This is a genomic window from Mesorhizobium opportunistum WSM2075, assembly GCF_000176035.2.
GTDB classification, from domain to species: Bacteria; Pseudomonadota; Alphaproteobacteria; order Rhizobiales; family Rhizobiaceae; genus Mesorhizobium; species Mesorhizobium opportunistum.
On the sequence record NC_015675.1, the window covers coordinates 1875539 to 1896476 of the forward strand.

General features: G+C 62.6%; 26 protein-coding genes. 11 read left to right on the forward strand and 15 right to left on the reverse strand.

The window, feature by feature from the left end:
• Positions 1-33 precede the first annotated feature (33 nt).
• Positions 34-990 carry a signal peptide peptidase SppA gene (gene sppA / locus MESOP_RS08950; protein WP_013893006.1) on the reverse strand — a complete coding sequence of 319 codons (957 nt, stop codon included), beginning with the start codon at positions 988-990 and terminating at the stop codon, positions 34-36.
• Positions 991-1347: 357 nt separating this feature from the next.
• Here sppA and lptC point away from each other — a divergent pair, with 357 nt between their 5' ends.
• From lptC to ptsN, 6 genes are all read left to right on the forward strand, one after another.
• Positions 1348-2061: an LPS export ABC transporter periplasmic protein LptC gene (lptC, locus tag MESOP_RS08955; protein ID WP_013893007.1), complete on the forward strand. Its 714-nt coding sequence runs from the start codon at positions 1348-1350 to the stop codon at positions 2059-2061.
• Positions 2048-2638, forward strand: coding sequence for an LptA/OstA family protein (locus tag MESOP_RS08960; RefSeq protein WP_013893008.1), 591 nt, complete (start codon positions 2048-2050; stop codon positions 2636-2638). The genes lptC and MESOP_RS08960 overlap by 14 nt, the downstream gene beginning before the upstream one ends.
• Complete coding sequence (lptB, locus tag MESOP_RS08965) at positions 2638-3456, forward strand: LPS export ABC transporter ATP-binding protein (protein WP_013893009.1); 819 nt, start codon at positions 2638-2640, stop codon at positions 3454-3456. The genes MESOP_RS08960 and lptB overlap by 1 nt, the downstream gene beginning before the upstream one ends.
• Before the next feature lie 326 nt (positions 3457-3782).
• Positions 3783-5309: an RNA polymerase factor sigma-54 gene (rpoN, locus tag MESOP_RS08970; RefSeq protein WP_013893010.1), complete on the forward strand. Its 1527-nt coding sequence runs from the start codon at positions 3783-3785 to the stop codon at positions 5307-5309.
• Positions 5310-5654: 345 nt separating this feature from the next.
• Entirely contained in the window at positions 5655-6239 is a 585-nt protein-coding gene (gene hpf, locus MESOP_RS08975; protein ID WP_013893011.1) for a ribosome hibernation-promoting factor, HPF/YfiA family, read from the forward strand.
• Between the two features lie 105 nt (positions 6240-6344).
• Positions 6345-6809 (forward strand): PTS IIA-like nitrogen regulatory protein PtsN, encoded by a 465-nt coding sequence (gene ptsN, locus MESOP_RS08980; protein ID WP_013893012.1) that lies wholly within the window; start codon positions 6345-6347, stop codon positions 6807-6809.
• A 152-nt stretch (positions 6810-6961) separates the two neighbouring features.
• Here ptsN and MESOP_RS08985 read toward each other — a convergent pair whose 3' ends face one another.
• Complete coding sequence (locus tag MESOP_RS08985) at positions 6962-7216, reverse strand: BQ00720 family protein (protein ID WP_013893013.1); 255 nt, start codon at positions 7214-7216, stop codon at positions 6962-6964.
• 76 nt (positions 7217-7292) lie between these two features.
• Positions 7293-7718, reverse strand: coding sequence for an Hsp20 family protein (locus MESOP_RS08990; protein ID WP_013893014.1), 426 nt, complete (start codon positions 7716-7718; stop codon positions 7293-7295).
• A 322-nt stretch (positions 7719-8040) separates the two neighbouring features.
• On the opposite strand from MESOP_RS08990, the gene MESOP_RS08995 reads away from it, so the two are divergent.
• Positions 8041-8982, forward strand: a complete 942-nt coding sequence (locus MESOP_RS08995) for a nucleoside hydrolase (RefSeq protein ID WP_013893015.1) — start codon at positions 8041-8043, stop codon at positions 8980-8982.
• Between the two features lie 211 nt (positions 8983-9193).
• Here MESOP_RS08995 and MESOP_RS09000 read toward each other — a convergent pair whose 3' ends face one another.
• The 8 genes from MESOP_RS09000 to MESOP_RS09035 form a co-directional block, all read right to left on the reverse strand.
• Positions 9194-9808, reverse strand: coding sequence for a LysE family translocator (locus MESOP_RS09000; protein ID WP_013893016.1), 615 nt, complete (start codon positions 9806-9808; stop codon positions 9194-9196).
• A 114-nt stretch (positions 9809-9922) separates the two neighbouring features.
• Positions 9923-11368, reverse strand: a complete 1446-nt coding sequence (locus MESOP_RS09005; protein WP_013893017.1) for an amidase — start codon at positions 11366-11368, stop codon at positions 9923-9925.
• 1 nt (position 11369) lies between these two features.
• On the reverse strand, positions 11370-12275 hold the full coding sequence (locus MESOP_RS09010; protein WP_013893018.1) for a ribokinase: 906 nt from the start codon (positions 12273-12275) through the stop codon (positions 11370-11372).
• A 153-nt stretch (positions 12276-12428) separates the two neighbouring features.
• Positions 12429-12917: a hypothetical protein gene (locus MESOP_RS09015; RefSeq protein ID WP_013893019.1), complete on the reverse strand. Its 489-nt coding sequence runs from the start codon at positions 12915-12917 to the stop codon at positions 12429-12431.
• The gene (locus MESOP_RS09020; RefSeq protein ID WP_013893020.1) at positions 12886-13395 is read right to left on the reverse strand and encodes a hypothetical protein; all 510 of its coding nucleotides are present in this window, start codon (positions 13393-13395) and stop codon (positions 12886-12888) included. The genes MESOP_RS09015 and MESOP_RS09020 overlap by 32 nt, the downstream gene beginning before the upstream one ends.
• Positions 13362-13751 (reverse strand): hypothetical protein, encoded by a 390-nt coding sequence (locus tag MESOP_RS09025; protein WP_013893021.1) that lies wholly within the window; start codon positions 13749-13751, stop codon positions 13362-13364. Before MESOP_RS09025 ends, MESOP_RS09020 begins: the two co-directional genes overlap by 34 nt.
• Positions 13752-13773: 22 nt before the next feature.
• Entirely contained in the window at positions 13774-14244 is a 471-nt protein-coding gene (locus MESOP_RS09030; protein ID WP_013893022.1) for a hypothetical protein, read from the reverse strand.
• Between the two features lie 221 nt (positions 14245-14465).
• Entirely contained in the window at positions 14466-15344 is an 879-nt protein-coding gene (locus tag MESOP_RS09035; RefSeq protein ID WP_013893023.1) for a methylated-DNA--[protein]-cysteine S-methyltransferase, read from the reverse strand.
• A gap of 115 nt (positions 15345-15459) precedes the next feature.
• On the opposite strand from MESOP_RS09035, the gene MESOP_RS09040 reads away from it, so the two are divergent.
• Positions 15460-16275 carry a class I SAM-dependent methyltransferase gene (locus MESOP_RS09040; RefSeq protein WP_013893024.1) on the forward strand — a complete coding sequence of 272 codons (816 nt, stop codon included), beginning with the start codon at positions 15460-15462 and terminating at the stop codon, positions 16273-16275.
• 242 nt (positions 16276-16517) lie between these two features.
• Positions 16518-16898, forward strand: coding sequence for a pentapeptide repeat-containing protein (locus MESOP_RS09045; RefSeq protein ID WP_013893025.1), 381 nt, complete (start codon positions 16518-16520; stop codon positions 16896-16898).
• Between the two features lie 180 nt (positions 16899-17078).
• On the opposite strand, the gene MESOP_RS09050 is transcribed toward MESOP_RS09045, so the two are convergent.
• Positions 17079-17573, reverse strand: coding sequence for a DUF2244 domain-containing protein (locus MESOP_RS09050; RefSeq protein ID WP_013893026.1), 495 nt, complete (start codon positions 17571-17573; stop codon positions 17079-17081).
• A 22-nt stretch (positions 17574-17595) separates the two neighbouring features.
• Here MESOP_RS09050 and nth point away from each other — a divergent pair, with 22 nt between their 5' ends.
• Positions 17596-18396 carry an endonuclease III gene (nth, locus tag MESOP_RS09055; RefSeq protein ID WP_013893027.1) on the forward strand — a complete coding sequence of 267 codons (801 nt, stop codon included), beginning with the start codon at positions 17596-17598 and terminating at the stop codon, positions 18394-18396.
• On the opposite strand, the gene MESOP_RS09060 is transcribed toward nth, so the two are convergent.
• Positions 18393-18848 carry a DUF2214 family protein gene (locus MESOP_RS09060; protein ID WP_013893028.1) on the reverse strand — a complete coding sequence of 152 codons (456 nt, stop codon included), beginning with the start codon at positions 18846-18848 and terminating at the stop codon, positions 18393-18395. The genes nth and MESOP_RS09060 overlap by 4 nt on opposite strands.
• A 196-nt stretch (positions 18849-19044) precedes the next feature.
• Between MESOP_RS09060 and MESOP_RS09065 the strand changes: the two genes are divergently transcribed.
• Positions 19045-19578, forward strand: a complete 534-nt coding sequence (locus tag MESOP_RS09065) for a GNAT family N-acetyltransferase (RefSeq protein ID WP_013893029.1) — start codon at positions 19045-19047, stop codon at positions 19576-19578.
• 240 nt (positions 19579-19818) lie between these two features.
• On the opposite strand, the gene MESOP_RS09070 is transcribed toward MESOP_RS09065, so the two are convergent.
• Together MESOP_RS09070 and MESOP_RS09075 are read right to left on the reverse strand one after the other, a co-directional pair.
• On the reverse strand, positions 19819-20295 hold the full coding sequence (locus MESOP_RS09070; RefSeq protein ID WP_013893030.1) for an NUDIX hydrolase: 477 nt from the start codon (positions 20293-20295) through the stop codon (positions 19819-19821).
• Positions 20296-20423: 128 nt separating this feature from the next.
• The gene (locus MESOP_RS09075) at positions 20424-20732 is read right to left on the reverse strand and encodes a hypothetical protein (RefSeq protein WP_013893031.1); all 309 of its coding nucleotides are present in this window, start codon (positions 20730-20732) and stop codon (positions 20424-20426) included.
• Between the last annotated feature and the right edge of the window lie 206 nt (positions 20733-20938).

Below are 20938 nucleotides of genomic sequence, written 5' to 3' on the forward strand. Positions count from 1 at the left end.
TTTATTTGCTTTTTCGGCTGTCCCAAACGGCGCTCAAGGGTGCCAGACGGAAACGAGACCGTCAAGAAACAAGCGGTCGGCGCCAAGTTCATGGATGATGTCGCCGCCGGAATCGGGCAGGCCGAGCGCGCTGCCGATCGTTTTCACCATGGATTTTGACCACAGGAAGCCGCCGCGCCGTTCTGTCTCCTTCCACTCGACCACCTTGAGTTTGGCATCGACCCCTTTGGTCGCCAGCCAGTCGATCGCCACGGTCTCGCCGCCGACAGCGTCGATCAGTCCGTTGGCGACGCCCTGGCGGCCAGTGAAGATCGAACCATCGGCCAGCGCCAGCGCTTGCTCATGGCTCATCTTGCGGCGCTCGGCAACGATGCCGACGAACCAGTCGTAGCTGTCGAGGATAAGCTTGCGGACCATGGCGCGCTCGTCGTCATTGGTCGGCTTGAAGGGCGAGGGCGAGGCCTTCAGCGGCGAGGATTTCACCTCTTCCAGCTTGACGCCGAGCTTGTCCATCATGCCGCTGACGTCAGGATACTGGATCAGCACGCCGATCGAGCCGACGATCGAGGTCTTGCGGGCGACGATGTGATCGGCGGCACTGGCGATCATGTAGCCCGCCGAAGCGGCGAGCGTGCCGACCTCGGCCACGACAGGCTTGTCGGCGGCCAGCTTGCGCACCTCCTCGTAGATCGATTCACCACCGACGGTGGTGCCGCCGGGCGAATCGATCGCCAGGATCACGCCCTTCACCTTCGACGACTGGCGGATGGTCTCCAGCCGCTTGATCAGTTCGTCATCCTCGGTGATGGTGCCTTCGATCCTGACCTTGGCGATATGGTCGACCGTCGCGCCGCCGAAATCGTCGCCATAAAGCCAGGCCGACAGCGCAATCACCCCGAGGGCCACGATGCCGAAGGCCGCGACACGCCAGAATGTCAGCTTGCGCCGCAAACGGCGGCGGTCGATCAGGTCGTCGGCTCTTAGTGCCATGGTCAGCCTCACAGTCGGCGGGAAGAGACGCTTTTAGACCATGATGTCCCTATCGGGAAGCAGTTCCGTCCTTTTACGGCGCGGCAATCCGCGCACGGCGTTTCCATGCGGTCGGTTTTGTGGATGGCCCGCGCAACGCACGCAAGGTGAGCCGAGGCGCGCCAGTCATGAAAAAAAGACGCAAGGGCGTCCATTTCTGCTATGAAGCAGCGGCTGTTGTGCTGACCTCGTTTTCGTTTGTACAACGACAGCTGTCACATTTTTGCGGTTTTCGTGGGCTTGTGCTTGCTTGAGAGCGCTGGCGTCCCACCTATAGGCGGTGCTCCCCGGCGGGCGGGGTTTTAGAAGAAAGCAGTCATGTTAGCGCGACCGATTGAACCGACCAGTCCCGAGGCGGAGTTGGCGCCCCCGGCGGATGACCAGACGCGGGGCGATGCGTTCGACCGCGCCCAGCGTCATTCGCGCCGCGTGCGGGTGCTCAAATTCGCCGTGCCCTTGGCCGCGGCGCTGATCGCCGTCGCCTTCCCGGTCTATTCCTATCTCGCCGCACCCGTTTCCGTCGCCGTACAGGCGGAAGGTACCGCCTTTTCGAATGGCAAGCTGGTGATGGCCAATCCCAAGCTCAACGGTTTCACCAAGCTGAAGCAGCCCTATTCGATGACGGCCCTGCGGGCGATACAGGACGTCAGCACGCAAGGCATCATCGAGCTTGAGGGCATAGACGCCAAGGTGCCGATCGCGCCCGACAATGTCGCGGCGGTCAAAGCCTCGCACGGTACCTACGATCGCGACGGCAATACGATGAAACTGAACAGCGATGTCACGATCACCACGACAGACGGCTTGCAAGCCAAGTTCAAATCGGTCTTCCTCGACATGGGCAAAGGCACTATGAAGACGGATGATCCCGTCGATGTCAGCCGTGGCGGGTCGCAGATCACGGCGGATTCGATGTCGGTCCAGGACAATGGCAAGGTCCTGGTGTTCGAGAACAAAGTGCGCGTCAACATCGATCCCGCCGCTCTGAAGGCGGCTGAGGCAAAGGGCGAAGAAGCGAATGTGGCTCAATAGTTCGACACGGCTGGTGGCCGCAACGTCAGCGCTGCTCCTGCTGGGCCTGGCACCGTCGTCGGCGCAGTCCGGTGCCGCCAGCCAGATGTCCGGGCTCAAACTGTCCGGAGACCAGCCGATCCAGATCGAGAGCGACAAGCTGGAAGTCCATCAGGCCGACAGCACCGCAATCTTCACCGGCAACGTCACCGTCGTGCAAGGGGCGACCATGATGAAGGCCGGCAAGATGACCGTCTACTACGTCAAGGATCCCAACGCTGGTGCCAAAGGCACGGAAGCCGCCGGCGCGGCGGCCATGACCGGCTCAGCCAACATCGATCATCTCGAGGTCAGCAGCAAGGTCTACATAAAGTCGAACGACCAGGTCGCCACCGGTGACAACGGAACCTTCGACATGAAGACCCAAGTGCTGGTGCTGTCGGGGAAGGAAGTCGTTCTCTCGCAAGGAGACAACGTTCTCAAGGGCTGCAAGCTCACCGTGCAGATGAAGAGCGGCCTGGCCCAAGTCGACGCCTGTGGCGGTCGTGTCATCATGTCGATCACGCCGCCGCCGAAATCGGGAGCGACGAACCCCTGATGGCCAGCCTGTCGTCGCTGACGGCACGTCTTCCGGGACGAGCCGCAGCTAAGCTTTCGGCTCCGGCCACGATCACCGTCGACAAGGCGAAGTTCAAGGGAACCTTGATCGCCAAGGGTCTGACCAAGAGCTACAAGGGCCGCAAGGTCGTCAGTGGCGTCACGCTCGGCGTGCGTGCCGGCGAGGCTGTGGGGCTGCTTGGCCCCAACGGCGCCGGCAAGACCACCTGCTTCTACATGGTCACCGGCCTGGTGCCGGTCGATGAAGGCACGATCGAGATCGACGGCTTCGACGTCACCTCGATGCCGATGTACCGCCGCGCCCGCCTCGGCATCGGCTACCTGCCCCAGGAAGCGTCGATTTTCCGTGGCCTCAACGTCGAGCAGAATATCCGCGCCGTGCTGGAAGTGGTCGAGAAGGACCGCAAGGTGCGCGAGCGCAACCTGGACGAACTGCTCGAGGAATTCCACATCAGCCACCTGCGCAAGGCGCCATCCATGTCGCTGTCGGGCGGCGAGCGGCGGCGCCTGGAAATCGCGCGCGCTCTGGCGACGCGCCCGGCCTACATGCTGCTCGACGAGCCCTTTGCCGGTATCGATCCGATCGCCGTCGCCGACATCCAGCAGCTGGTGCGCCACCTGACGGCGCGCGGCATCGGCGTGCTGATCACCGACCACAATGTGCGTGAGACGCTCGGCCTGATCGATCGCGCCTACATCATCCACGCCGGCCAGGTGCTGACCCATGGCCGCGCCGATGAAGTGGTGGCAAACCCCGACGTGCGGCGACTTTACCTCGGTGAGGGTTTTACGCTGTAAGCGGTTCACCGCTTCACGGAAACGCTAAGCCGCTCAGCCTTTTGTCGTGACGCAATTCCCTGGGGAAAGCGTTGGGTGCTTTTCCCAGGGAAGGCCGTCTGACACTTTGTCTGGAATCGCTCTGAGCGTGAAATTTGTTTCCTGACACGATTTTTGGCGCGTTGCGGCCCCGTTTTTCCGCGATTTTGCTCCGGGATAACGCTCCGGTAAGCGGGTTTTGCTAGCCTTTGCCTTGACAAGCAAAAGCCGGGCCAGTTTCTATGGCCGGCCGCGAAAATTCTTTTCCGGATGTCCGGATGCGTAGACGAGGCGTTTGAAACCGAACCATGGCGTTGGCGGCCAAACTACAGCTCCGACAATCGCAGTCGCTGGTGATGACACCGCAGCTGATGCAGTCGATTCGGCTGCTGCAGTTCACCCATGTCGAACTCGAACATTTCATCGACGAGGAGATCGAGCGCAACCCCCTCCTGGAGCGCGCCGAGCCGCAGGACGATGCCGTGGGCGACCTGGCGCAGAAAACCGAGGCGGAGCCGCAAGCGGCCGCCGAAGGCGACTGGTTCGAGAACGAGGCGGGCTGGAGCGCCGAGGCGATCTCGGAAAAGCTCGATACGTCCCTGGAAAACCTGTTTCCCGACGACCCGGGCACCAGCGAGCGGCTCGGGCCTGACCTGACGGCGCAATGGAAATCGGCTTCGGGCAATAGCGGCGGCTCCTCGTCCGAAGGGCTCGATGCCGGCGACATGGCGGCGAGCGCCATCACGCTGCGCGACCATGTCGGCGAGCAAATCGCACTCGCCTTCATCGATCCCGCGGCACGCCTGATCGCCAGGGAACTCGCCGATGGCCTCGACGAAACCGGCTATGTCAGGGCCGATCTCGCCGAAATCGCCACGCGGCTGGGCGCCGACGCCGCTGCCGTGGGCAAGGTGCTGGCCGTGTGCCAGACCTTCGAGCCGGTGGGGCTGTTCGCGCGCGATCTTGCCGAATGCCTGTCGCTGCAGCTTGCCATGCGTGACCGGCTCGATCCGGCGATGAAGGCCCTGGTCGCCAATCTCGAACTGTTGGCGCGGCGCGATTTCCACGCGCTGAAACGGATCTGCGGCGTCGACGAAGAAGACCTGCTCGACATGCTGGCCGAGATCCGAGCTCTCGATCCGCGGCCGGGCATGGCGTTTTCGGGCGGCGCCAGCGACGCCATCGTCGCCGATGTCGAGGTGCGCGCGGCCAATGACGGCAGCTGGACCGTCGAACTCAATGCCGAAACGCTGCCGCGCGTGCTGGTCGATCATATCTATTTCGCCCAGGTCTCTCCGCACGCCAAGAACCAGGCGGAAAAGGATTTCCTGGCCGAGTGCCTGCAAAACGCCAACTGGCTGACGCGCAGCCTCGACCAGCGGGCAAAGACGATCCTCAAAGTGGCCTCGGAGATCGTCCGCCAGCAAGATGCCTTCCTGGTCCATGGCGTGCGCCACCTGAAGCCGCTCAACCTGCGCACGGTGGCCGATGCCATCGGCATGCACGAATCGACCGTGAGCCGGGTCACCGCGAACAAATATATGCTGACCCCGCGCGGTGTGTTTGAGCTGCGCTATTTCTTCACCGCTTCGATCGCGGCATCGGGCGGCGGCGACGCGCATTCCTCGGAAGCCGTGCGTGACCGCATCAAGCAGCTGATCGACGAGGAGAAGCCCGTCGACGTGCTGTCGGACGATGCGATCGTCGACATGCTCAGGGAAAGCGGCGTCGATATTGCGCGGCGAACGGTCGCCAAATACCGGGAAGGCATGAATATTCCATCCTCCGTGCAGCGCCGGCGCGAGAAACGAGCGTTGGCCAGCGCCGGACGCTAGAGGCAATTCCCGAGGGAATTGCGTGAAGGCAAAGAGATGAAGCGGTTCGGCGTTTCCGCGAAACGACGAACCGCTCCAGACGCCCCCGATTTTCCACAGCTTTCGAGCTTCATTGACAAGCCGCGGTGAAGTGGCTAGAAGCCCGCCCGCATGAGACGGGCTCGATGCCCGCTAGCGGATGGTCCGTCACGACAATGACCTCGGGATGGTCAAGAAGGCGGCTTGTGATCAACCGGAAAGTTTGGATTTAAATCGGCGCGAGTGACGCCGCAAAGCTTGTGCGCACGGACCACGAGTATAAACTCTGGCCAGTTTGAAGCCTGAGCAAGGAAGGTCAGTTTTCAGATGAATCTGCGCATATCGGGAAAACACATGGATATCGGCGATGCGTTCCGCACACGCATCAACGATCGTGTCGGCGAAGCAATCGGCAAATATTTCGATCGCGGCTTCGCGGGACACGTCACGGTCATCAAATCGGGCTCGCGCTATTCGGCGGATTGCATGATCCGGCTGGATTCGGGCGCTTCGCTGCAGGCCACCGGCGATGCCCAGGATCCGACGCTTGCCTTCGAGACGGCGGCGGACCGGTTGGAGACCCGGCTTCGGCGCTACAAGCGTCGCCTGAAATCGCACAATTCAGGCTCCGCCAATGGCGATCCGACCAACATCGCCTATACGGTGATGGCGCCGCTGGCTGATGACGACGAGGATATTCCGGAGAATTTCGCGCCGGCCATCGTCGCCGAATCGACCATGACGCTGAAGACAATGTCGGTGGCGTCGGCGGTGATCGAACTCGACACCAAGGACAGCCCGGTCTTCGTCTTCCGTAACGCTGGAACCGACCATCTCAACATCGTCTATCGTCGGCCCGATGGAAATATCGGCTGGATCGACCCGTCCACGACCAAGGTCTCACAAGGGTGACGACAAGGGTCGCACTGGGCGTGACGACAAGGGTCGCACTGGGATAAAAGCCGGCCGCACGAGGGGTGGGGACTGGTGACGGCAGGCGAACAAGGATTTTCAAGTATGGGTCTGAGCGATCTTATCAGCGTTCCGGCGATTTTGCCGGCGTTGAAGGCCAACTCCAAGAAGCAGCTTCTGCAGTTGCTGTCCGAGCGTGCCGCGGCGATTTCGGGCATTCCGGAACGGGAGGTGTTCGACACCATCCTGCAGCGTGAGCGGCTGGGCTCGACCGGCGTCGGCAATGGCATCGCCATTCCGCACGGCAAGCTGGCCGGCGTGAAGCGCATTGCCGGTGTTTTCGCCCGGCTGGAGACGCCGGTCGATTTCGAATCGCTGGACGACCAGCCTGTCGATCTGGTGTTTCTGCTGCTGGCGCCGGAAGGGGCGGGCGCCGATCACCTGAAGGCGCTGTCGCGCATTGCCCGGGTGCTGCGCGACGCCGACACCGTGGCCAAGGTCAGGGGTACGCGCGATGCCACGGCGATCCACGCGCTTTTGTCGGATACGCAGGCCTCGCACGCCGCCTGATGTCTTTTTTGAACGGATATCCAAGGGCCGCGATGAGCGGCCCTTTTCGTTTCAGCCGGCCAGTCCGCCGATTTTTGTCTTATGCAATTCCCAAGGGAAAACGCCATGCGTTTTTCCCGGGAAAACCGCCAAACACTCTTCCTGGAATTGCCTTAATGAATGGCGACGGTGGTCAGGTCGTTTTCCATGGCGCCGGCCAGTGCGCGGTCACGCGCGTCGGAAAGCAGGATCGGCTGGCCATTGGCGGCAAACAGGGCCCACAATTCCATGCCGGGCGCGATTTCACCGATATTAGGGAAGCGGCCGAGCAGTTCATCGCTCGAGACCTTGCGCAGATAAGCGACGGAGCCCTCGCCGAGATGGGCGAATTCGCCATTGGTCATGGTGATATTTTCAGTTCTGGTCATTTCAAGCCTCCTTGGCGCGAAGACGCCGCCCTTTTCAGGGGCATAGGCCATCCCGCATGAGAGCCATCGGTAAAGATCAGTCTTTCACCGATATGTTTATTTTCCGTACCAGCCGTTCGGACTCCGGCCGATCGAGGTCGATCGACAAAAGGCCGTTCTTCAGTTCCGCCGCGATAACCCGCATGCCGTCGGCCAGCACGAAGCAGCGCTGGAACTGGCGCGCGGCAATGCCGCGATGGAGGAATTCGCGCTCGGTGTCGTCGGTCTGACGGCCGCGCACGACCAACTGGTTTTCCTCCGTTGTCACATCGAGATCGCTTTCGGCGAAACCGGCGACGGCGAGCGTGATGCGCAGCCTTTCGGCCTTGCCGTCGGCACCGCTGAGCCGTTCGATGTTGTAGGGAGGGTAGCTGTCGCCGGATTTCGCCAGACGTTCCAGCGTCTTTTCCATGGCGTCGAAACCCAGGAGAAGCGGGCTGGAGAAAGGCGTCATTCGGCTCATGTTACACTGTCCTCTCAAGAGCGACATAAAGTGGAAAAACCCAGATGGCATTTTTCCCGTTGTCCTTGATATGGTCCGCCCCACGACCAAGTTCAAGCCGTCAAAGACCCGCCCAAAAAGACCAGGCCTTGGACTCACAGGAATAATCGACGACTCACAGGAATAATCGACATGGCGCTTGAAACGACGCGCGGATGCAAGGAGAAGCGTTGGGGTCGGGATCGTTCCCGGTCGAGCGGTTCGGCAGTTTGCAGACGTTTCGGCGTCCTACGGGCGCGTGATCGACCCGGTGAGCTCACGGCCAGCCAGACAAGGAATTGAAATGCCTCAACCACGCAAGATCATCATCGACACCGACCCCGGCCAGGACGATGCCGTCGCCATTCTGCTGGCACTTGGCAGCCCCGAACTGGAGATCGTCGGCATATCCGCCGTCGCCGGCAACGTGCCGCTGAAGCTTACCGAAAAGAATGCCCGCAAGATCTGCGAACTGGCCGGTCGACCCGACATGAAGGTCTATGCCGGCGCCATCCGTCCGCTGGCGCGCGAACTGGTCACCGCCGAGGCAGTGCACGGCAAGACCGGCCTCAACGGGCCGCAATTGCCCGAACCGACGATGAAGCTGCAGGAGCAGTATGCCGTCGACTTCATCGTCGAGACGCTGATGAAGGAAGACAGTGGCACCATCACGCTCTGCCCGCTCGGACCGCTGACCAACATCGCGCTGGCGCTGATCCGCGAACCGCGGATCGCGCCGCGCATCAAGGAAATCGTGCTGATGGGCGGCGGCTTCTTCGAAGGCGGCAACGTCACCCCGACGGCCGAATTCAACATCTATGTCGATCCGCAGGCGGCCGACCTGGTGTTCAAGTCCGGCATTCCGATCGTGATGATGCCGCTCGACGTCACCCACAAGGCGCTGACCACAGCCAAGCGCACGCAGGCCTTCCGCAAACTCGGCACCAAGGTCGGCATTGCCGCCGCCGAGATGCTGGAATTCTTCGAGCGCTTCGACGAGGAGAAATACGGCACCGACGGTGGCCCGCTGCACGATCCCTGCGTCATCGCCTATTTGTTGAAACCCGACCTGTTCAAGGGCCGCAACTGCAACGTCAGCGTGGAAACCGCTTCGGAGCTGACCATGGGCATGACCGTCATCGACTGGTGGGGCGTCACCAATCGGAAAAAGAACGCCATGGTGATGCGCGACATCGACCATGACGGCTTTTTCGCGCTGCTGGTGGAGAGGCTGGGGCGGCTCTAGGGGCCGTCCTTTTGCCTTCTCCCCCTGCGGGGCCCGAAGGGCGGGCGAGGCACGTGACTCGTCCAGGGCGGTGGCCGAGCGAAGCTCGGTCGGATGAGGGGTGCTCCAGGGAACTCCAACGTCTCACTCCGCTGGAACACCCCTCAACCGTCTCGGCGCTGCGCGCCGATCCACCTTCTCCCACAGGGGGAGAAGGAGGCAAGGTTCCGCTTCACTTCGACCGTGAAAACGCCAGCCACAGGCCGCCGCCGACCAGGAAGCTGCCGCTGATCCTCGACATGAGCTTGATACGGCTGGCCGACAGCAGGCGCCCGGCGCGGCCGGCAGCGAGCGCATAGGACGAATCCGAGAAGGCGGCGAAGATCATGGCGGTGAGGCCCATGACGGCGATCTGCAGCGAATAATTGCCTTGCGGGGCGATGAACTGCGGGAAGAAAGCGCCGAAGAACACCAGCGTCTTGGGATTGCTCAGCGCCACCAGCAGGCCCTGCAGGAAGAAGCCGCCGCGCGGCTTTCGCGCCGTTCCGTCGGCATTCAGCGTGCCCTTGGAGCGGAACATCTGCACGCCCATCCAGATCAGGTAGGCGGCGCCGATCAGCCTGACCCATTCGAACCAGTGGCCCATGCCCGCGATCAGCGTGTTGAGGCCGATGCCGACGATGGCGATCATGATGGCAAGCCCGGCCTGCGTGCCGGCGACATTGGCAAGGCCGGCGCGGGAGCCGTGGCGGATGCTGTTGGCGATGATCAGCGTGACCGTCGGACCGGGCACAAGGATGATGACGATGCAGGCGAGGACATAGGCGGCGTAGAGTTCCAGCGACATGGATTTTTCCCTTGGAATGCCGCCGATGCGGTGCGGCTGGCGGCAATCAATGCATGGCGGCGATGGCGATGCAAGCCGGCGCGCGAAGCGTTGCGATACGCCGATGCGCCCGGGTCAGGCGCCGGCCTGCCAGGGCAGTGTCGCCTCATAGGCCGCCGCCGCCTTGAGCACGGCGAGGTCGGCGCGCGGCCGGCCGATCAGCTGCATGCCCATTGGCCGGCCCTTGTCGTCGAAGCCAATGGGCACGTTGACCGCCGGGCAGCCGCCCAGCGTGGCGAAGGCCGAAACCTGCATCCAGCGATGATAGCTGTCCATCGCCCGACCGGCGACCTCGCGCGGCCAATGGGTGCCGACGTCGAAGGGAAAGACCTGCGCGGTCGGCAGCGCGATGAGGTCGAAGCGGTCGAAGATCGACAGCAGCATCCGATGCCAGGACGTGCGGATGACCGATGCCGCGCGGATCTGCGGTGCCGTCAGCCGCATTGCGTTTTCCACCTCCCAGGTGGCTTCCGGCTTCAGCAGGCCACGCCTGGAAGGATCGTCATAGTGGGTTTTGAGCGCGCAGCCGCTGCTGGCCTGGCGCAGCGTCACGAAGGCCTGCCACAGCGCCTCCAAATCGAAATCCGGCTTGAAGGGGTCGGCCAGGAAGGATGCTTCCGTGAACCGGCCCAGTGCCGCCTCGCACAGGTCGAGGATGCCCGGTTCGACCGGCAGATGGCCGCCGAGATCGCCGAACCAGGCGATGCGGCCGCCTTTCACCGGCGTTCCAAGCTCCTCGAGGAACGAGCCTTCCTTCTCATAGGACAAGGGCGCTTGCGGATGGTAACCCGCCTGCACGTCGAGCAGCAGCGCCATGTCGGCGACATTGCGGCCCATCGGCCCGTCGACGCCCATCTGAGCGTGGAAGACCTCGACGTCCGGCCCGCCGGGGACAAGCCCCTGCGACGGGCGGAAGCCGTAGACATTGTTCCAGGCCGCCGGATTGCGCAGCGAGCCGCCGAAATCGCTGCCGTCGGCGACGGGCACCATGTCGAGCGCCAGCGCCACCGCCGCGCCGCCGCTCGATCCGCCGGCGGTGAGCGCCGGATCGAAAGCGTTCAGTGTCGGCCCGAATACGGGGTTGTAGGTGTTCGAGCCGAGCCCGAATTCGGGGACATTGGTCTTGCCGATGATGATGGCACCGGCGTCGCGGATGCGCTCGACGAAGAAATCGTCTTCCTGGGGGACGAAATCGGCGAAGATCGACGAGCCGAAGGAGGTTCTGAGGCCGGCGGTCGAGGCGAGGTCCTTGATGGCGATCGGCAGGCCGAAGAGCGGGCCTGTTTCGCCCTGCCGGCGGCTATCGGCCGCATCGGCCTCGCGCAGGATATCGCCACGGTCGCGCAAGGAGACGATGGCGTTGACCTGCGGATTGACCGCCTCGATGCGGTCGAGGAAGGCCGCCACCACCTCGCGCACGGAAAGTTTCTTGTGCCGGATCGCGGCGGCCAGGTCGATCGCCGACAGGCGGCAGATGTCACCGGCCGGCGGCACGGCGTGTTTGGTTTTGGGGCGCAGCATCTCAGCGCTTTTCCTGCAAAGCCTGGTCGACATCCCCAGCCAGCGGGATCGCCGGCTGGGCGCCGGGCTTCAGGCAGGCCAGCGAGCCGGCCGCACCGGCGCGCGCCAGCGCCTTGTCAAGCGCAAGGCCGGACGACAGGCCGGCGGCGAAGTAACCGCAGAACGTGTCGCCGGCGCCGACCGTGTCGACAGGCGCGATCTTCATGGCCGGAACAGTCAGGAAGTCGGCTGGCGTCGCCGCCATGACGCCGTCGCCGCCGAGTGTGACGACGATGGTGCGGCCGGTTTTCGCCGCGAAGTCGCGCATGCGTGCCGCCCGGTCGCGGCCGCTCAGCTTCAACGCTTCGCCATAGAGGTCGAACTCGGTCTCGTTGGCGATCGCGTAGTCGGCCTTGCCGAGGAAGGCCGCTGCTTCGCCCTGGAAGGGCGCCGTGTTGAGCACGGTGATGGCGCCGGCCGCCCTGGCCTGGTCGAGTGCTGCATCGACGGTCGCCAGCGGGATCTCGTGCTGCAAAAGCACGATATCGCCCTTTTTCAGAAAGGCCTTCGAGAGGTCGCCGGGCAGGACGGAAGCGTTGGCCCCCGGCACCACGGCGATGATGTTCTCGCCGTCATCGCCGACCATGATCAGCGCCGTACCCGTCGAGGCAAAGGTTTCGGCGACGCCGGACAGGTCGACCTTGCCGTCGCGCAGCAGTGCCAGCGCCTCCGCGGCGAAGCTGTCCTTGCCAACGGCGCCCACCATGCGCACTTGGCCACCGGCGCGCGCGGCGGCCAGCGCCTGGTTGGCGCCCTTGCCGCCTGGCGCGGTGGCGAAACTCGAGCCGCTCACCGTCTCGCCAGGGCTCGGCAATCGGTCGACATTGGCGATAAGATCGAGGTTGATCGAGCCGACAACGATAATCAAGCAAGGCCTCCTGCCGGTACAAATTCAAGACGCCGGAGCGTCGCTTGCGCATCCTGCCGACGCACGTCGCTCCAATCGCGCGGGAAGCTAGCCTGTAAGGCCGCGGCTTGCCAGACCACGCGAGTGGTCCAGCCGGATTTGTCCTGCCGGAGCCTATTCGCAGCGCACGGTGACCGTGCCCTGATAGCTGCCGGCAGGAAAGATTCCGCTCGATTTGGTGGCGATGAGGTCGACCTGCATGCTGTGCGTTCCGTTGACGATCTTCTGCGCCACGCTGCCGGTGTTGTCGACCCCGGCACCATCCAGGCGGAAGACCGAGGCAAAGGTCACGTTGGTGCCGCCGCCGCTCGGCGCGGACGAGAATGCGGCAGGCGCTGGGGCCGAAACGGAATAGCAGTCCAGCAGGTTGAACAGGGAGCACAGCAGGGAGCTTGCCACGATGGTCGCGCTCGCGCTCGATCCGCCTGCCTGCTTGGAACTCAGTATGCCGATGGCCGGATTGGCGGTCATCGTCCCCGATCCCCCGACCATGATGGTGCAAGTGCCGATGATAGCGGCCTGCGCCGGAAGGCAAAGGCCGGCAAGTGCGGCCATCGCCAGCAGCGCGCGGTTATTTCTTCTTCTTTTTCCTGCCGTCGCCATTTCCGGTCCTGATGCTCCAGCCTTCATTGGCCCACCCAGGTGACGCGGCCGTGGGCGCTGCGGCGACGCTCGCCGTCTGGCCGTCGGCACCGAGGCCCATCTTGAGAAGTTTCAGCTCCAGCTGCAGGCGCTCGACCTCAAGTTCGTAGAGGCGGCTGCAATCGACACGCTTGGGCGTGCGCCCGATCGGGATCACCACGCGGCCGTAGGTGGCGACGTCATTGTTCGACTGGCTGTTGCCTCTGATGACGCCGAGATCGAGATAGGCGCCGCTTCCCGAAACCGCCGAGCGGCAGGTGGTGCCGTCAGCGGCATGAACCTCGTCCTGGCCCTGGGGCAAGGTGACGCCGGGCAGGTTGAAGCCGCTCTCGTTCTGGTTGAGGTTGTAGACATCCTCGGCCAGCACCGGACTGATCCCCGCCGACGCGGCCGCGAGCGCGGCTGTCAGGACTTGCGGCGCCCAAAAAACTTTCCGCATATCTGTGCCCTTATCTGCGTCTGTTGATTGGGGAAGGGGATGCTTTCGGTACAGATACGCACTTTACGCTCGGCGGCGCCGTCGAAGGGCACGACCACAAGGACAGGGCGGGAAGCCTGGGAAGCGAGTTGAAAGGCAGGCGGAGATATCCTGGCGTCCACCGGCTCAAAATCCTGATCGTAGACATGGATTTCGACCTTGATCTTCCGATCGTAGGGATTGGCCGGGAAAACGCGAACCGCGAAGACGTCGGTGAAGCTGTTGACCTCGCCGCGCATCGGCGACATCGACTGGGCGCCGGCGGCAATCGGCAGCAAGCCGAGAGTCAGCGCCATCAGGATTCGAGCTTGTTTCAAGGATCCCTCCTTCGCGATGACGCTATTCGCAGCGCAGCGTGACCGTTGCCTGATAGTTTCCGTTCGCGAAGCGGTTGCTGCCGCCCTTGGTGCCGGCGAGATGGACCGAGACGAGGTCGGCGCCGGGTGTGCCGATGCTGGTGGCCGAGCCGGTCTCGGCGATGGAATGCGCGCCGGCGGCGAAGTAGGTCGGCGTCCAGGTGGTCGAGGTGGTGTCGGCGGACGGCACCGTGGTGGTGGTGACGGGATCGACGCTCAGCGACACGCCTCCGGTTGTCGTCAGCGTGACCGTTCCGGCCGAGCCGCCGCTGTTGTGGGAACTGAGGGACTGGAGATCGGGACTGACCATCATCGTGCCATTGGTGGCAACGACAAGCGTGCAGGTCGGGTTGATCGTGCCATTGAAAGTGACGTTCTGCGTTGTGGCCAATGCGGCCCGGTCAAAACAGACAACCAGCAGAGCGGCGCCGAAGGCGGCGCGAAACGACAGCATCGAGACCCTCCTATCAAGCCGGCTCGCCCGAGTTAATACAGGTCATCATCGCGGTACCGTGGTTAATTTAGCGTTAACTTAAATAATAGACGAAAATAACATTCGTAATAACCATAGGTTGTTGCTGGTTGCATAAAGGAAAATTCGGAACAACAATCGCAGTAATACTCAATCAGAACGGCATTTATATATTTTTTCGGTGAAAATAGAAAAATCGACATTCACGTCGACACTTGCCCGGCCTCCCATCCAAGGATGGCGCGCTTGCGAGTCAGGCCCCAGTGATAGCCGGTGAGGTCGCCGGACTTGCCGATGGCGCGGTGGCAGGGAACCACGAAGGAGAGCGGATTGGCGCCGTTGGCGGCGCCGACCGCCCGGCTGGCGCTTGGCGCGCCTATGCTGGCGGCGATCGAGGAATAGGTGCGAGCCTTGCCCATCGGGATCTTGAGCAGCGCCTCCCAGACACGAACCTGGAAGTCGGTACCAATCATGACGACATGCAGCGGCTGATCGGGACGCCACAGCGTCGGGTCGAAGATGCGCGCGGCATAGGGGCCGGTCGCGGCCATGTCCTCGACATAGTTGGCGTTCGGCCAGCGGCTGGACATGTCGGCGAAGGCGGTGCGCTCCTCGCCCGGATCGCTGAAGGCAAGGCCGGCAAGCCCGCGGTCGGTGGCCATGATCAGTGCGGTGCCGAACGGCGAGGGGTGGTAGCCATAGCGGATGGTGAGGCCCGCGCCGCGCGTCTTGTAGTCGCCCGGCGACATCGCCTCATGGGTGACGAACAGGTCATGCAGCCGGCCGGGGCCGGACATGCCCAGTTCGAATGAGGTTTCAAGCAGCGGCATGCCGGAATCGAGCAATCTGCGCGCATGGTCCAGCGTCACTGCCTGGAGGAACGCCTTGGGCGACAGGCCGGCCCAGCGGGTGAAGAGTTTTTGCAGGCCGGTCGGTGTCTCGCCGACCTCTTCGGCCAGTTCTTCCAGCGATGGCTGGTCACGGTAGTCGAGGCTGATCTTCTCGATGGCGCGGCGCACGATCTCGTAGTCGCTGCCTTGCGGCGTGATGTCCTTCTCGAGGACTGCTGTGTGTGTGCTCATGGAAGCATCTCCTTGAGCCGGAATATCGCCCCTTGGGGCGCCGATCGCCACCCGAAACTTGCCTTCTTGCGGCGCATACCCAGATAGACACCCAATTTCGAACCACGAGGCACCGATGGCTGGCGAGAAAGTGCATCTGACCGGGGAAAGGGAAACCTTGCTGATGACGCTCTACGGCAAGGCGCTGGAGAGCCGGCTGCCCAATTCGCTGCTGGAGGACCATTTTGCCGACGAGGCGGTTGGCAAGATCGACTATGATTTTGCCAGGCTCAAGGTCGACGTCAATCTTGGCATCGGCCTGGCGATCCGGGCCAAGACACTGGACGTCCACGTGCAGGATTTTCTAGCCAGAAATCCCGGCGCCATCGTGCTGCATCTGGGTTGCGGGCTCGATACGCGTGTCTTTCGGGTCGATCCACCATCAGGCGTGGACTGGTTCGACGTCGACTATCCCGAGGCCATCGAACTCAGGCGCAAACTTTACCCGCCACGCGATCGCTACCATTTGGTCGGTTCGTCGCTGACCCATCCCGATTGGCTGGCTGAAATGCCGCGCAACCGCGCAGCCATCGTCGTGGCGGAGGGGCTGACGCCCTATCTCCCGGCCGAAGAAGGGCCACGCCTGCTTTCGAGGCTTGTCTCCCATCTTGCCGGCGGCGAGCTGATATTCGACGCCTATAGCCGTTTCGGCCTGAAGCTGCTTCGCCTCAATCCGGCGGTCAGGGCGACAGGCGCCGAGGTCCATTGGGCGATCGAGGATCCGCACGAGCTGGAACTGGCGATTCCGAAGCTGCGGTTCGTCGAGGATATCCCAGCCTACAAGCCCGAACACGCCGCCCGCATGGGCTGGCCCGCCAAGCTGTTCGTTCGCCTCTGGAAGCACATTCCCGCATTGCGCAAGATCGGCAGGCTTTTGCGCTACAGGTTCTGAATACGTTGTTTGCCGTAGTTCCCCGGGTTGAACGATGGGCCGCATTCGACCCTTCTCTGCCGCTGGTCGTTATGAATGACGTTCCTCATTCCGGGCGCCAAGGTGGCCAAAGCTGTCGCATGTTTTGGGGAATTTCGCGATGCCAAACTGGCATGGGCTCTTTTCAATTTCAGATTCGACGGTCGCAAATGACTGTGCAATCTGGCATTCTTTAGGCCCAATCATGATTGACCGGAGGAACAATGAGCGATCATCAAGAACACAACCCATTTGATGGCCCTCAGATGCAGGGAATGCATTACGAGCGGGCCGATATGTCGGGCGCTCATTTCGATGGTGTAAACCTCGCAGACGCACGATTTTACGCAGTTTTGACTAAGGCAAAATTCACCGACACCAATTTAAGCGAAGCGCTTTTTGACGATATCAGCCTTGCAGACGCGCGCTTTAACAACGTCAATCTGTCCGGAACCACCATCACGAACGCAAATCTATCGCGATTGACCATACGCGATGTCACATTGGCAAATTCAGATATCAAAGACGCCGATTTGACTGGGATGCGGATCAACGGCGTTCTCGTAACCGATCTATTCATGGCCTATGAACAGACGAAAACCTAAAGAAACCAGACTTGCGCGACAGATTTTTTGCAACATTGGAAGTCCGCTTTCTCGCATCGTCAGCCCGGAAGCTGACTGATCGGTTCACAAAAAGCTGCCCATCCAGGGGAGCCGAACCCACCGACATTAGGACTGGGCACCAGGTCGCGCGCAACCCGTCAAATCCTCTGCGCAGAGCTACTAGCGCGTCTTGGCGGTCGCCAGCGCCCGCGAAAAGGCCGTCGCAAAACTCTCGCGTGACTCGGGATCGAGAAAGCCGCCGATTGGTACGTTCTGGCCTTGCCCCTCGACCGTCATTTTGGTGATCCCGATCTCGGCGTGGCGGGCGACCGAAAACCTTGCCCAGAACGGATTGAAGCGATGCGCTTCCGATTTTCCGGAGGGGGCGGTCTTGCGGATGTCGAGGCTGGTGCGGGAGACCGACACCTCCTCGCGGGCGCGGGCAGCCCGATAATTGACGCGAAAGGCGATGTAGACGGCAACCACGTCGAGGCCAAAGAAGCCGAACACCGGCCAGGCGCCGCGCGACAGGAAAAACGCGCCCGTCACCAGCCAGCCGAACAGCAGCGCTCCCATCAGCACGAAGAAACCCGTCCTGCCCAGCGACCGGTGTGGGGTCAGCAGTGCCTGGAAGAATGGTTCGTCGGCCTGGAATGAGGCGTTTGTGTCGCTCATGACTGGATATTATAGGAAGGGAATGGCGAGCCCCAAGTCCAAAGAGTCTTCCATGCCCAAAAAAGAACTCGCTCCCGGCCGGCGTGACGGCTCGAACGCCAAACCACGCCCACGTCCGGCACGGGGTTCGTCGCGCTACAGCCCGGCCGAAGTGCACGAGATATTCCGGCGCTTTTCCGTCCAGCGGCCGGAGCCGAAGGGCGAACTCGAACACATCAACGCCTTCACGCTGCTGGTGGCGGTGGTGCTGTCGGCGCAGGCGACAGATGCCGGCGTCAACAAGGCGACACGAGCCCTGTTCAAGGCCGCCGATACGCCGCAGAAGATGCTGGCGCTGGGTGAGGCCAAGGTCGGCGACCACATCAGAACCATCGGTCTGTGGCGCAACAAGGCCAAGAACGTCATCGCGCTGTCCGAAGCGCTGATCCGCGACCATGGCGGCGCAGTGCCTGACGACCGCGATGAGTTGGTCAAACTGCCCGGGGTCGGGCGCAAGACCGCCAATGTCGTGCTCAACATGGCCTTCGGCCAGCATACGATGGCGGTCGACACACATATTTTCCGGATCGGCAACCGGCTCGGGCTGGCGCCCGGCAAAACGCCGGAGCAGGTCGAGCATGGGTTGTTGAAGATCATCCCGGACGAATATATGCGCCATGCGCATCACTGGCTGATCCTGCATGGCCGCTATGTCTGCAAGGCGCGCAAACCGGATTGCCCGGCCTGCGTCATCGCCGACATCTGCAAGGCGGAGGTGAAGACGACCAGCATTCCGGCGCCCCTGGTGCCGATCGCTCCACTCGAAACGGTTGCCGCTGGTTAGTAACCGTAGCCGCGCGCCATCGCCGCCGCGAAGACCGGGATCAGCAGGAAGACGAAGGCTTCGGCGCGGATATAGGTCTTGACCGAAGCCAGTTCGCTTGCTGGCACGGCGAAGGCTGGATTGGCGCTGGCCTGCCTGTTCCAGGAGATAAAACGGATGGTCGGGATGATCGACAGCAGGCCGACAACGCCAAAAGCCGCCATCTTGGCCCAGAACATCCAGTTGTAGACATAGAATTCCCAACCCTTGAGGCCCCAGAAGACACGGCCGATGCCGACGATGATGATCAGCACGGCGATGATGCCATAGTGGCGGTCGATGCCGGCGAGCCGCTTGAGCGTGACGGCGGCGAGGTCGCCGCGGATCAGCACGAACTCGGCGCCGATGATGCCCGCAAGGGAAAACACCAGCAGATGATGGACGATGGCAAGCACAAGGTCAGTGGTGTCCATGCTCATTCCCTTGGGTTTGATGACGGCACCAGAAGGGTGCTTGAATCCGCCTGCCGGGAAAATAACACTCCCGGACAAAATTCCCAGAGCGAGCTTGTGTAGCGCCACGGCGCCCTGGACGATGGCGCGTGTCGCCCTGGCCCTTGCGCCGCAGCGGCGATTTGATAAGCGCTGACGACCAGCGAGGCAGATCATCATGAACAATCCGCACGGCGTTCCGGTCATCGAGACGCAGCGAACCATCCTGCGGGCGCATCGGCTCGGCGATTTCGATGCTTATGTCGCCATGTGGGCCGATCCGATCGTCACTCGCTTCATCGGCGGCAAGCCACGCACGCGCGAGGAAAGCTGGATCCGCTTCCTGCGCCACGCCGGCCTATGGTCGCTGCTCGGCTACGGCTTCTGGGCCATCGAGGAGAAGGCGACGGGCCGCTTCGTCGGCGAGGCCGGTTTTCATGACCTGAAGCGCGATATCCAGCCATCGATAGAGGGTATCCCGGAGGCTGGCTGGGCGCTGGCGCCGACGGTGCATGGCGCCGGCCTTGCCACCGAGGTCGTCGGCCGCGTGCTTTCATGGGGTGAAGAGACATTCGGGCGCACGAAAACCGTCTGCATCATCGATCCGGAGAATACCGCCTCATTGAACGTCGCGACGAAGTGCGGCTACCGGGAAGTGGTTCGGACAAGCTATCACGACGCCCCGATGGTCCTGCTGGAGCGGCAGCCTTAAAACCGGGATTGGAGACCTTGGCCCGCCTTGCGGCGCAGCTTGCGCGCCTGATCGGCTCAAGGATCGGCGGTGTCGGCTGTGGCTGGAGTGCTTCTCGGGCCGAGCGCACCGCCGAGGCATCGAAGGGCTGCGGCATGGCGATCCCATAGCCCTGGGCATCGACGCCGATCGTCGGCAGGGCGGCTGCGATGCCGTCGCTTTCGACGACCTCGGGATGGTGCGCTTGCCCATGGCCTTGCCTCAGGCAGCGTCGACCGGCAGGGGCTCGGGAAGCTTCAAGGTCTTCACCAGCGTCGAGAGATCGGGCTCATCGATGAGCATCGCCGCGTCGGCCGGCGCCAGCCAGGCCCGCTGCCGCCGCTTGGCTTCCTGCCAGTCGGCAAGCTCTTCGGTCACTTCAAGCAGATAGACGATGACGTCGACGCGGACAAAACGGTTGGCCAGCCGCTTCCAGTAGGAATAGAGGCCCGCCGGCTGCTTCAGCGTCCTGCCGAGCACGCCGGCTTCCTCTTGCGCCTCGATGGTGGCCGCCTTGCGCCCGCTCTTGCCTTTCATTGGCCAGCCCTTGGGCACGATGAAGCGTCTCGTCGTTCTCGATGTGACCAGCATCACCTCGATGCCGCCGTGCGCGTTCAGCCGAAAGGGGATAGCCGCCACCTGGCGGATTCTCTCGCCTTTCTTGGCTTTGCGCACGGCCTTTTTCTTGGTGGCTGCCATTCGTAAAAATCCAGTCGGTGCAGTGCCCCATAGCGTGATGCGGCATCTTTGCAAAACCCAAACTGCCGCAGGGGCACTTGAAGGTCCCTACCATGTAAGTCGGCTAAATAAAAGAAGGTAGCCGCCTGTCAGCGGCAGGTGCTCACGGCGGTGTTGCCAATTATCTGCGTCTGACAGCTCGGCTTGACCCGCGGCACGACCGGCTGCGGCGGCTGGACGACCACGCGGTCCTGGGCACGATACTGCTGCTGCTGCTGCTGGAATTGCTGGCGCTGAACCCGGTTCTGCAAGGCCTGCAGGTCGTTCTGCTGGATCTGGGCATTGCCGTTGGCCGAGGGAATGATGATCTGCGCGGAAGCAGATTGACCAAAGCCCGCCAGGACCACAGCGGCCAATAGCGCCGCGGCAATGGCCGCCGGTGTTCGACGCGCTGACATTCGCTCGTTCCTGCAAAAAATCCTGTTCATCCCTTGCATATAGGGTGTTTATCCGGCGATGCCATGGCCGGCACATGGATCGCCCTGGATTGCCTTCGCGGCGGCGGAGAATCTGCCCGGCAACCCAGCATTGCACTTGACGGAAGCGATCGATTCGCCGCTCTATCGGGTTGGCGCCGGTCTCGAAACGAATGGCGTCAATGGTG